The organism is Peribacillus sp. ACCC06369 (genome assembly GCF_030348945.1).
Classification (GTDB): domain Bacteria; phylum Bacillota; class Bacilli; order Bacillales; family DSM-1321; genus Peribacillus.
The window spans coordinates 2248236-2260491 of sequence record NZ_JAUCEN010000002.1 but is presented as its reverse complement, the minus strand read 5'-3'; the positions used below and the strand labels follow the sequence as shown (position 1 = coordinate 2260491).

Below are 12256 nucleotides of genomic sequence, written 5' to 3'. Positions count from 1 at the left end.
TTTGAACACTTTGTCACCTGCCAAAAATTTCACTTTAAATATAACCAAACGATGAGAGGTGACGTAATTCATTCACTATCGAAGAAAATCCACAAAATTAGACACCCCTATTTTATTAAAACGCTTGTTTTTCCTGACCAGCCACAGATTTCTTGTTATATCTATTCTGGAAATACCCACTTCCCGCAAAAAACCTTGTTCCAATTCCCTGGCAACTGTCAACCTTGGCAAAATGCTGATCCCAAGTCCAGCCTCAACCGCACTTTTTATCGCTTGAGTACTACCAATCTCCATGTAGCTTTCTATTTTTTCTAAAACCCCATGCTCCCTTAACGTGTTTTCTACGATAAGTCGTGTCCCTGATATGGATTCACGCCATATCATCCTTTCATTTCCCAATTCCTCTAGCTGGATTTCTTTTCTGTCTTTCCATGGGTGGTCAAATGGACAAACCAATATCAATTCGTCTTCGGCGAACTTGTCTACAATAAAATCGGTGTTTTCCACAAGTCCTTCCACCAAGGCCAAATCAATGACATCGTTTGATAAATCCTCCAGAACCCGGGGGGTATTTTTTATCGTTAATGTCACTTTTATTTCAGGCTGTTGTTTTTTGAATTTCCCAAGCAAGCTCGGCAACAAATACTCGCCGATTGTCAAGGATGCACCTACTATGAGGTTAGCATTGTACTCGCCCGTTGATTGCTGAATCACTACTTTTGAATGGTTAAAGTCATTTACAATAGCTTTTGCAAAAGGGTATAACAACTTTCCTGCTTCCGTCACTCTTAGCCTCCCTTCCTCACGGTCGAATAACAAAGTGTTATAAAAATTTTCCAATTGATGAATCTGTCTTGTTGCCGCGGGTTGAGATAAGAAGCTTAACCTCGCTGCCTGGCTTATACTTCCTTCATCCACCACTAAACAAAACATTCTTAGATTTTCTATTTTCAAGAAACCGACCTCCTTGTCTTTTAATGGTTTAATAAAATGATAGCATCATATAGCTAAATGGTGAAATAAGAAAACAACGCTATTTCCCCTGATTAGGTGGGCATTAATGAAATTCTATATAAAACGGATAAAGCTTCTGGGTATAACGTTTTGTTATACCCGATGATTTTGTTGCAATTTACCTAGTCCTTTTTCTTTGATATGTTAATGATAAGAATTAAACAGAGCAGCAAAGGAAGTGAGGATGTCAATGAAAGGACAATGGAAAACACTGTTCCAATTATTTTGGACCTTTTTTAAAATGGCACCTGTGACATTCGGAGGCGGGTTTGCGATGATCCCCTTAATCGAAAAAGAAGTAGTGGAGAAAAGAAAATGGCTGACAAACGAAGAAGTTACGGATGTTTTTGCTTTATCTCAATCCGTACCGGGAGCTGTCGCCATTAACTCCGCCACCTTTATCGGCCATCGAATTGCCGGAATGAAGGGCGCAATGGCAGCCATGATCGGTGTTTCATTACCTACATGTTTAATTGTTCTAATCCTCGGCATTTTGTATTTTTTCATTCACGATAATCCGAAGATAGAATCCGCATTCATATCGATTAGAGCTTCGATAGTGGCCATCATCGCTTATGCGGCTATCAAGATAGGAAAAACCGCTATTGTTGACAAATCAACTTTCTGTATTTTGATAGTTGGAATCCCAGTCCTTTTCTTCGTTCACCCTGTTTTGGTTATATTAGCAGGGGCTATAACAGGTATTGTGACCATCTCTATTAAGAGGAAATTAGGTTTCGATGTCAAGATGGACCGAAAAGAAAAGAAAATAGAAGAAAACGATTTCGAATACTTCATGGGTGCTGGCATATAGGTTCCATGAAAGATCACAGTTATTTTTCTGAAGGTTATAGGAATAAACGGTCTAACTAATTTTCAAGAAAGTGTGTGATGTATAATAATGGAATTGTGGGAGTTGTTTAGCACCTTCTTTATTATCGGCTTTGTATCGTTTGGAGGCGGATACGCCATGATTCCGGTAATAGAATCGGAAGTCTTACAGCATGGGTGGATGACGACGCAACAATTTACCGATGTAATCGCTATTTCCGGCATGTCTCCCGGGCCTATCACCACCAATAGTGCCATTCTCGTAGGCTATTCGACTGCTGGATTAGCAGGAGCCATATCATCCGTTCTCGGAATCTTGCTTCCAGCCATTATACTCGTAACCGTTATAGCCACCTTCTTCAGCAAATTGAATCATTATCCAGTTATTCAATCGATGTTTTATGGATTAAGACCCGTTGTCACTAGTTTAATCCTCTTTGCAGCTATCAGCTTTGCACTTTCCAATCATTTGATAGCCCTGAACTTTTCTTGGCATACGATAAGCTTATTACTCGTTTTTGGATTATCGTTATTTGCCCTATTGAAATTACGCTGGCACCCAGCCTATGTCATTATTCTTTCTGGTTTAGTTGGTGTTGTCCTCTATTCATAACGACTAGCTCACACAACCATTATGCGTTGGGTTAATCAATATGAATCGGAATTCTTAAACATTGATAACACTTAAACTGATGGAAGAGCGAGGGTGACATCGCTCTTTTTAATTATTTTTCACCAATGTTTCCATACACCTTACAAAGTAAAACCCTGAATCTAATGATTCAAGGTTTATTTTCATGCTTATTCTCATTATTAAGAAGTACGTTTCTTCGTTTCATTATCTACCGGCTGAAATCGCGGATAACCAATCAAGATGGCTATGACTCCACAAAGGCCAATTAGTATTGGGTAATATGAATACGGCAAGATGCTTATCGGAGAAATATGTGCTACCCCAGCAGCAACAAGCAGTTGTGCCCCATATGGAATTAACCCCTGAATGCAGCATGCAAAAACATCAAGCAAGCTCGCCGATTTACGCAGATCAATCCCATACTTTTCAGCAATATTTTTGGCAAGTGGCCCGGCAATGATAATTGATATCGTGTTATTTGCCGTGGAAAGGTTCGTCAAACCAACAAGCCCGGCAATGCTGAATTCAGCCCCTTTTTTAGTTTTGCTGTTTCTGGTCACGAGGTGGAGAAGATAATCGATACCGCCATTATGCTTGATTACAGCTACCATGCCTGCGATTAAAATGGCCAGGAAAGAGATTTCATACATTCCCGCCATCCCTTCTCCGATTTTTTGAATGACACCCAACGGTTGATAACTTCCATCCGCCAAGCCGATAATTCCGGCAAATACGATTCCGATGGATAGGACCAGGAACACATTGACACCTGCCAATGCAGTGATCAATACACAAAGATATGGAAGGATCTTCACCCAATTATAAGAATGTTGAGCGATGTCTGCTTGTTCACCCATTGTTAAAATTCCAAGGATGACACATGTGATGATGGCCGCAGGTAAAACAATGAAAAAATTCACTTTGAACTTATCCTTCATTTTCGTTCCCTGCGTACGAACTGCAGCGATTGTCGTATCTGAAATGAAGGAAAGGTTATCCCCAAACATCGCACCACCTATAACGGCCGCCATTGAAAAGGCAAGCGAAATATCGGTTTGCTCACTAATTCCCACCCCAATAGGTGCTAGTGCTACAATCGTTCCCATGCTCGTCCCCATGGATAGAGAGATAAAGCAAGCGATGATGAAAATCCCTACCATTAATAGATTTTGCGGAAAAACCGCTAAGGCAAGATTCACCGTAGATTCAACTGCCCCCATGCCATTTGCAACTTCGGCAAAAGCGCCTGCCAAAAGGAAAATGATAACCATTAACATAATATTGGCGTCCCCGGCACCTTTACAGAAGATATCAACCTTATGATTGAGTGTCTCTTTCCGATTCATTGCCAATGCTGCTGCCGATGCAATTGAAATCGCTACAATCACCGGAAAAGAATAAAAATCTTTAGTAATGATTCCGGACCCTATAAATAAAATTAAAAAAACGACAAATGGGATCAATGCCCACGGATTCCCTTTATTGTTTGCACTCATGATGAACACCTCTTTTTATTTTTCCCATGACATGTGTCACAGCACTTATTCTTCTAACATTTTTCGTAAATAACACCTTCATGGAAGCTATAGCTAAAAATACTTTCAGCATAAAAAAGACCTCTTCCATTAAACACAACAAGAAGAGGTCTTTTAATTTATAAAAAACGCTCTCCTTATCTTTCAGGCAAAAATCAGCCTGCTGGATTTGGCACAGCACTCCTATTAAAGTCTGCTGCCGAGACATCTTCGGGCCAGTCCCTCCGTCTCTCTTGATAAGAAGATTTAAATTATATAATGATATTATCAAATGCACCGGTGTCCAAGAGAAAAGAAGCAGGCTGGTAACTTGCTATAACCGCTCCAAGTTTACCTCTGTCCACTCTCGGAAAGTGACATCGAAAGCCCTTTTTGAAAAGCAAATATAAGAGTACAGCATTTTATGTATTTTCGCAAGGTTTAGTTTAAAAGTATTTCAAGTGTGGACCTTAATATTATAAAGGGACTTTTACATGTACAGTAAATAAGGTTTTTGGGTTAATTGTGATATTTGGATAAAAAATTTCGAATAATGTCATTTGTCGGGACGGAACTAAAATAAAAAGAGGTCTAAGGACCTCTTAGCAAATTTGTTGTATTAGGTTTGGTGAATTATTTTTAGTTGAATTCACATCAGTCGATACCTCAAATGCTTCCATTTGTTCAGAATCGAATGGTTTTAAATACTGCTGCAGAAAGGCAGGATCATTAATGGATGGATTCAACCAATCTTTTTCATCTTCAGGTTTAAGGATGACAGGCATGCGGTCATGAATGCTGGTCATTAGCTCATTAGGAACTGTTGTGATAACTGAGCACGAATAGATGTTGATTCCTTCTGGAGATTTCCAGGATTCCCAGAGACCGGCCATTCCAAATGCCGCATGATTTTTAAGCTTTATTCGCATGGGTATTTTTCGCCCGGGTTCCTTCTTCCACTCATAAAATGAATCAGCGATTATCAAGCATCGTTTCTTCTTATACGCATTCTTGAAGCTTGCCTTCTCAGCAATGGTTTCCGCTCTGGCATTGATCATTTTGTAGCCCAGTTTTTCATCTTTTGCCCAGAAAGGAATGAGTCCCCACCGAAGATATCCAAGTCGATTCCTTGCCCCGTCATTAGTGACGGATAGCACGGAGTGGGAAGGTGCAATATTGTAGCTGAATTGGTATTCTTCATCAAAAGGTCCTTGAATATTAAACCGTTCTTTTATTTCTTCAATGTCCGTGAAAAGCGTGAAACGTCCGCACATAATATCGCCTACCGTTTTAAGATTTATTACAGTGTAACAAATGGGACGGGTAGGTACAAATCAGCGTTCTAAAATCCTGATGTCGGTAAATGGTTGATTAAATAATTCGCTGGAAATCAAAAGTGTGCCCAGGACTTCTCTCTCATCTTCAGCTTTAATGATTTCTGACAAAATTAAGGTACTGCCATTCCTGACCGTTACATTATATTCATTCATAGGATCCCCCTCATTAGGCTAGATGGTTGTTATTATAAACCAAAAACCCACAATAATCATTTTTGACCTTTAGTAGAGTCGTAGTTAATCCACTAATGATGAGTCTATATAGGAGTTCACCGCTATTTACATATACATAAAAAAGACTGTCCATGAATGATCACAGACAGTCTGGTCAAAAGGTTTTTCACTTCAACAAATTTTTACTGATGATGATAATCGGGATAGCAAAAAGGTCGATGAGGAATACCTCTTGTTATTGCGTGGGAGTTACCCATAATCCATGTCCATATATTATTTAAAATTCAGCAAAACCTCATTTATTAAATGTGCTGCCAAAGTAACCGTTTTATTATTTTCGTCCAACGAAGGATTCACTTCCGAGATATCAAAGGAGAGGATCTTTTCATTTGATACGACATGCCTAATAATCGCACGGACCAATTTCGGATTAAGTCCAAACGGAGAGGGTGCACTTACCCCAGGTGCGTAGGCTGAATCAATAACGTCCGTACATAATGTAAGAATAATGAAGTCATTTTTCTTAACGAATTCATTAATCCGCTGCTTGGTTTCATCCATTTCGTTCAATGACAAATCTTCTTCCAATATGTAATCGACCTTATTCCTCTCAGCAGTTTCAAACAGGGCCTTCGTATTTCCCTGTTTCTGAATTCCGACACATAAATATCCACAACTTTGATCCTCGTCCAAAATCTGCTTAAACATCGTTCCTGATGAACTTTCTTTTTCATAAGGCCTCATATCAAAGTGAGCATCAATATTAATGATTCCTAACCTAGCCTTTGGTCCAATGTATTTTCTAATCCCAAGATAATGGCCATAAAAGGTTTCATGTCCTCCGCCAAGTATGATAGGAATCGCTTTACTCTCCAATATTTTGGCAACAGCTGATCCCAGTTGAGTTTGGGCAGCCTCCATCTCTGGACCTTCACACGTTACATTTCCAGCATCCAACAGCTCGGTTTGGGAAGATAAATGACATGGTAATTTTGCCAAGGACTTCCTAATGTGATCAGGACCCTCTGCAGCACCAATCCTGCCTTTATTCCTTTTGACTCCTTCATCACATTTGAAGCCAATCATTCCAAAGGTTCTGGATGCTTCGGAAGAGATGGGTAATTCCGAAATCGGTGCCAAACGTACTCGTTGGTGGTATCTGAAGCTGTCCATGTCAGTATGGGAATCAACCCTTCCATTCCAATAATCCAAATTCGGTTTAATATACATAATTTTCTCCTTTATTTTAAAAATTCCGAAATATCTTTTTTAAAAATTATAAATGAGATAATATATAATTACCAATACTAAATTTTAATATATCTATAGTTTAAAGCTATAGAAAGGAGAATATATGGATTTGCGCCAACTTCGTTATTTCACTACCATTGTCCAAGAAAAGAATTACTCCCAAGCTGCTAAAATACTACATATATCTCAACCTTCCTTAAGCAATGCCATCATGAAATTGGAAAAAGAAGTTAGTTTGCAGCTTTTGGAACGTAATACAAGGGGGCTAGAGCTTACGGAAGCAGGGGAGATTTTTTATACGAGATCTATTGACCTGTTAAGAAAATTCAATAATATGCAAGTGGAACTTGAGGAAATGAAGGATGTTGGAAGTGGAACAGTATCAATAGGTTCCATTGAATCATTCAAATTTTGGTTCCCGAAGTTAATCAGGAACTTTAAAGTCAATTATCCTAATATTCATATAAAAGTCAGGGAAATATTAGGGGAAGAGAAAGTTATCGATTCGTTAAATCGGTATAATGTTCATTTCACCATCACGAACCAGCCCATTAACAACGAGGAAATCGTGTCCACCCCCCTATATAATGAAAAATTCATGCTTTTGATCCATAAAGATGATGAATTAAACAAAAAAGAGTCCATCACTTTCCAAGACCTTGCAAAGAAAGAATTGATCATCAGTACAACTGGATTTCAAACAAGAGATGATATCTTAAAAGCATTTAAGGATGAAAATGCAATTCCCAATATCTTATACGAAATAGAAAGGCTTGAAGCAGCTTGCAGTTTGGTGGAAGAAGGACTTGGGGTTACAATTTTACCGGAAAGCTATATAAAATCCGCTGCAACACGCAATACTGCAATTCGTGCAATAGATTCGAATTCATTGGAAAGGACTGTTTACCTGGCCTATTTGAAAGATCGATATCTGTCTCCTGCAGTATGTAAGTTGGTAGAGGAAATACATAGCTTTTTTAAGTGGGATGTTAGGAACGATGCCTAAATGCTGATTCTCTACTTTAAAGGAAAAGACACCATTGCTCATTGTGATTCACTTTATACAAAGAAAATACTTTATACTTCCTGCCAATGAGCTAGGTTTCCCACTCATATTTGCAGGAGGTTCATGTTTTTTCACTATCCATCCGTATTGTTTTTCCTCACTAATAAATAACGTCCTAACGCTCACACTCCACGCATACTTGTTCAAGTATAGCATAGCGCTTTTTAGGAAGTTCTTATTCCCTCTGCTTCACATCGCAAGTTATAAAAATACTGGATAGTTTCCTTTTCATTTAGGATGGATTTTTTAAGTCCTTGTAACGTACGCATCCCAACTCTTCTATCTATCAGAGAAAGAATCTTTATAATCATATCATCTGATTTTAAGGAAATTTCTATTGGTAAATTAAAATATTCTTCAACCGCATAAAAAAAGTCATACTGTGCAAAAATCCCCTCTGCTTTAATCATTTCATGTGCTTGTATCCCTATCTCATAGTTCTGATTTCCATTATAGACATCGTATTCAATACTTTTGGCATTTCTTATTTCATTTTCTTTTCTGAACATTTCTCTATCAGATGTTATCGTACACATATTTAGGATTTCCTTTTTATCAACAGTAATAAAAGCTCGTCCTAATCGGTCGTGAGCCTTTCGATAATTCGTAACAGTAAACTGAACTCTATTTTTTAGAGAGTCACAGATAAAACTCTCTAACTTTTTCTTTACTTTACTCCATGGTTGATTACGCAAGTTTTTATTCTCCTTTACAGTTTTCAATTTCCACAAAAGTATATTTCTTTCATTATTCTATTCTGCTTGTAATGAACTATAGAGGTATATGTTTAAAGAGTCACAATCTACACAAGTTTAGCCATCTTTATTTTTGCGTTCGATCACTTGTTGAAATGCTTGTTCACTTGCAGAAAATGATGATGCAAGTAAATGGATAAAGAATTCTTTCAACCGTGTATTTTTGCTTTTGCTTAATTCAATTTTTGAATTTTTACTATCAATTCACTTAACGACATTCCGAATCCCTCGAACAAACGTTATTTTCATTCGTTTGTTTCAATCACATATCAAAAGAGAAAGTGAACATAACCTAAATATAAAAAATATAATCCTCCGGCAAAACTCTTTTTAAGAACCTCTTCGTTCTTTCTTCTTTTGGATTCACAAAAATTTCTTTAGGCGATCCCTCTTCCACTATGACACCTGCATCCATAAAAATCACTCTGTTTGCAACATCCTTTGCAAAAGACATTTCATGCGTGACGACTAACATCGTAGTTCCTTCTTTGGCAATTTGCTTCATCACCGTCAGTACTTCACCGACCAATTCCGGGTCCAATGCCGAAGTTGGTTCGTCAAATAAAATAATGTCAGGGTTTAAAGCAACCGCTCTCGCAATGCCCACCCTTTGCTGCTGCCCGCCTGAGAGTTCACTAGGGTAAGCATCATATTTTTCTGACAAGCCTACTTTTTCCAATGCTTTTTTACCAATCTCATATGCTTCTTCTTTCGCAATCTTCCTTCCAATAACCAGTCCTTCCGTTACATTTTCCAATGCGGTTTTATTAGTGAAAAGATTATAATTTTGAAAAACAAAGGCTATCTTTTGCCTTATTCCATGAATCACTTTTTTAGATGCTGTTTTAAGACTTACATCAATATCTCCAAAAACGGCATGTCCTTGATCTGCTTTTTCAAGAAAGTTAATGCATCGAAGTAAAGTTGTCTTACCTGAACCACTTGGACCCAGAATTACCACCACATCTCCCTTGTCTATATTTAAATCCACACCTTTTAAAATCTCATTCTCACCGAATGATTTATGAATATTTTTAATTTCTAGCATTTCGGCCACACCTCCTCATTTCAGATACTCACGGCTTTAAACCTGCTTACTCGTTTTTCATACCTTTTAAACAAGTATTCCACCAAACTACATAAAATTAGGTAAACAAGAAAGATATCAATATATGCTTCAACATAATTGTAGCCAACATTGGCAGCTACTTTGGCTTTTAAAGTGATTTCCTGCAATGACAAAGCATAACCTAATGATGTCGCTTTAATCAGATTGACTGTTGCTGTACATATATTCGGTAATGCCACTACCAATGTCTGTGGAATGATAATTCTTCTAAATGCTTGCACAGTTGTTAATCCGACAGCGTACGAAGCTTCAAGCTGCCCCTTGCTCACTGTGCTGATTGCCGAACGAAACACCTCTGTAAGAATAGCTGTCGTATTCAACGAGAAAACAATGAATGCGTACCATATCGGATTTACATCGTATACATTCATTTCGACAGCATACTTTTCAAATATCGAAGTCAGCATTAATGGCACACTGCTATATATAATGAAAATTTGGATAATGACGGGCGTTCCTCTGACAAATGAAACGTATATCTGTGCTAAGCGATTCAATACCGGGATTTGATTTATTCTTGATAAAGCAAGTAAAAACCCTAATGGCAAGGCAATAATCAAAGCAACAATTGTAATGAATAATGCGGTCGGCACCCCCGATAACGCTACAAAAAAGGTTTCCACTAAAAACCTATAATCCAGACCTTCTGACATTCTGTCACCCCTCTATGCAGTTGTTATCACTTGTTTTCCTTTACTGAATGCCTTTTCCAATTTTAAGAACAGTTGTTCAATGGCAATCGACAATGTCCAGTAAATAACCGCCAATGCAAGATAAATTTCTAATGCATGTGTGTTATAGTTCCCGGCGATTATAAGCTCTGCCTTCCCCATGATATCTATCAAGCCGATTGTATATGCTAAAGACCCTTCTTTCATTAATTCAAGTAAGCTGTTACCGAAGTTTGGTAATGCGACTACGAAAGCCTGGGGTAAAATAATTCTCCGGTAAGCTTGCGTATTGCTTAATCCAACGCTTACTGCCGCTTCAAATTGCCCTCTATCAATAGATTCAAGCGATGTTCTGATCACTTCTGACATTGCAGCCGCAAATTGAAGCGAAAAGGTTATGACTACAAATACTGCTTTATCAATGTCATTAAGATTTATGCCAAAATTCCCTGCAATTGCAGGGATACCATAATAAGTCAAAAAAAGCAGAACTATAGAGGGCGTACATCTCAGTACCGTTGTATATCCATAGGCAATTTCCCTGGCGATTTTACTATTTCCAAGTTTCATGACTGCTAAGATGAAACCTATGATTGTCCCGAACAAGACCGATAGACTCGTAACGATTAATGTTACTTTTAGAAAAGGAACTAACATTGGTACCGACTCTACTATGTAAGCTAAATCAAAGTATTTTTCCATGTTTCACCTCCATCTGCTTTCATTGAAGATTCGAATTTTCAAATCCAATCATTCTTTTGAAGGCCAGTACCTAGAAACTTGCCATCTCTTAAAATACCAAGAGTTATCCAAGAAAACCCATATTAAGAAAATGACAAGTCATAACCTATTGATTGACATTCTAATGCTTGTTTTGCTAAGGGCTTCGTTATCTCTCTACAGTTCCCAAAACTTCGAATAAATCCCGACCATAAAACTTTTTGCTTAACTCATTCGTCTTCTTTTCGTCTTTAATTTTTTTAATCGCTTCATCATAAGCATCTGCGAATTTTTGTTCTTTTTTGTTGAATAATGGCCAGGTTTTAATGACTGCAAATTCATTGTAAACTAGATCATCCACTAAATTATGATAGGGGCCATCGTCGGCCACTTGCTTCTTAAAAGCTCCCTCGATCGCTATTCCACCGTCGACACGGCCTTCATTTACCCATTGAATTACATCTACAGTGAATGCATCTCCGGCTTTCAATTTCACCTTATTGTCCGGATTCGCCTGATTATACTCATCAACGATCGTGTATTGAGCGTTGTTTGCTGCGATTGGTGCTAAGGAGAAGCCCGCTGAAGCAAAGTCCTTGAGATTTTTGATCTTTGAATTTTCTTTCTTTAAAACAAGGCCCGCACTGCTTAATCCAAGGAATTCTTTAGGAAAGATGAACTTCTCAGTCCTTTCCTCTGTCCAGAAAGCATTTTTAACCCCCACTTGATATTTACCTTGTTCAATGCCTACTAACAGGTCATCGCTTGATGTGCCAATATATTCGAATTCGTATGCCGGTAGTAATTCATCAACCAATTTCATAACTTCCACATCATATCCAGTTGGATTTCCCTTCTCATCCAGCCAAGACATAGGTTTTGACGCTTGGTCATAGGCTACTTTTACCTTTCGGACACCTGAAGTGCTACCTGAATTTGCATCGGCTTCATTACTCGTTGATGTACCTGATCCGCACCCCGCTAATATGGTTACCAACGCTAAACCGATAGTTAAAACATGGCTAATTTTTTTATTTTTCATAGTGAATCCCCTTTCGTTTTACGAAGTTTTTTTTTACTTGCATTTGTATTTCCTGAAATTCAAAGGAAATACATACATCACCTTCTCTACTCAATACCAACTATTTCGGTAGGTTAAG

13 protein-coding genes and 1 riboswitch are annotated in these 12256 nt (G+C 38.1%); of the genes, 3 read left to right on the top strand and 10 right to left on the bottom strand.

The features are described from left to right. Nucleotides 1–75: 75 nt before the first annotated feature. The gene (locus QUF78_RS11865; protein ID WP_289324802.1) at nt 76–954 is read right to left on the bottom strand and encodes a LysR family transcriptional regulator; all 879 of its coding nucleotides are present in this window, start codon (nt 952–954) and stop codon (nt 76–78) included. A gap of 244 nt (nt 955–1198) precedes the next feature. Here QUF78_RS11865 and QUF78_RS11860 point away from each other — a divergent pair, with 244 nt between their 5' ends. Both QUF78_RS11860 and QUF78_RS11855 read left to right on the top strand, forming a co-directional pair. After that, nucleotides 1199–1828: a chromate transporter gene (locus QUF78_RS11860; RefSeq protein ID WP_289324801.1), complete on the top strand. Its 630-nt coding sequence runs from the start codon at nt 1199–1201 to the stop codon at nt 1826–1828. Between the two features lie 87 nt (nt 1829–1915). Beyond that, a complete protein-coding gene (locus QUF78_RS11855; protein ID WP_289324800.1) occupies nt 1916–2458 on the top strand; it encodes a chromate transporter in 543 nt (180 codons plus the stop codon). 200 nt (nt 2459–2658) lie between these two features. Here QUF78_RS11855 and QUF78_RS11850 read toward each other — a convergent pair whose 3' ends face one another. From QUF78_RS11850 to hutG, 4 genes are all read right to left on the bottom strand, one after another. Further along, the gene (locus QUF78_RS11850) at nt 2659–3975 is read right to left on the bottom strand and encodes a Na+/H+ antiporter NhaC family protein (RefSeq protein WP_289324799.1); all 1317 of its coding nucleotides are present in this window, start codon (nt 3973–3975) and stop codon (nt 2659–2661) included. Between the two features lie 173 nt (nt 3976–4148). Continuing rightward, nucleotides 4149–4257, bottom strand: a riboswitch (SAM riboswitch). A gap of 338 nt (nt 4258–4595) precedes the next feature. Then, on the bottom strand, nt 4596–5267 hold the full coding sequence (locus QUF78_RS11845) for an SOS response-associated peptidase (protein WP_289324798.1): 672 nt from the start codon (nt 5265–5267) through the stop codon (nt 4596–4598). A 60-nt stretch (nt 5268–5327) separates the two neighbouring features. Next, entirely contained in the window at nt 5328–5483 is a 156-nt protein-coding gene (locus QUF78_RS11840) for a hypothetical protein (RefSeq protein ID WP_155727292.1), read from the bottom strand. Between the two features lie 294 nt (nt 5484–5777). After that, on the bottom strand, nt 5778–6734 hold the full coding sequence (hutG, locus tag QUF78_RS11835; RefSeq protein ID WP_289324797.1) for a formimidoylglutamase: 957 nt from the start codon (nt 6732–6734) through the stop codon (nt 5778–5780). Between the two features lie 124 nt (nt 6735–6858). On the opposite strand from hutG, the gene QUF78_RS11830 reads away from it, so the two are divergent. Further along, on the top strand, nt 6859–7761 hold the full coding sequence (locus tag QUF78_RS11830; protein ID WP_289324796.1) for a LysR family transcriptional regulator: 903 nt from the start codon (nt 6859–6861) through the stop codon (nt 7759–7761). Between the two features lie 224 nt (nt 7762–7985). Here QUF78_RS11830 and QUF78_RS11825 read toward each other — a convergent pair whose 3' ends face one another. The 5 genes from QUF78_RS11825 to QUF78_RS11800 form a co-directional block, all read right to left on the bottom strand. Then, nucleotides 7986–8516, bottom strand: a complete 531-nt coding sequence (locus tag QUF78_RS11825) for an SF0329 family protein (protein ID WP_289324795.1) — start codon at nt 8514–8516, stop codon at nt 7986–7988. Between the two features lie 352 nt (nt 8517–8868). After that, nucleotides 8869–9624, bottom strand: a complete 756-nt coding sequence (locus QUF78_RS11815) for an amino acid ABC transporter ATP-binding protein (protein ID WP_289324794.1) — start codon at nt 9622–9624, stop codon at nt 8869–8871. A 20-nt stretch (nt 9625–9644) separates the two neighbouring features. Further along, on the bottom strand, nt 9645–10358 hold the full coding sequence (locus tag QUF78_RS11810) for an amino acid ABC transporter permease (RefSeq protein WP_241588817.1): 714 nt from the start codon (nt 10356–10358) through the stop codon (nt 9645–9647). 12 nt (nt 10359–10370) lie between these two features. Further along, nucleotides 10371–11078 carry an amino acid ABC transporter permease gene (locus tag QUF78_RS11805; protein ID WP_289324793.1) on the bottom strand — a complete coding sequence of 236 codons (708 nt, stop codon included), beginning with the start codon at nt 11076–11078 and terminating at the stop codon, nt 10371–10373. Nucleotides 11079–11265: 187 nt separating this feature from the next. Next, nucleotides 11266–12138 (bottom strand): transporter substrate-binding domain-containing protein, encoded by an 873-nt coding sequence (locus QUF78_RS11800; protein ID WP_289324792.1) that lies wholly within the window; start codon nt 12136–12138, stop codon nt 11266–11268. Nucleotides 12139–12256 lie beyond the last annotated feature (118 nt).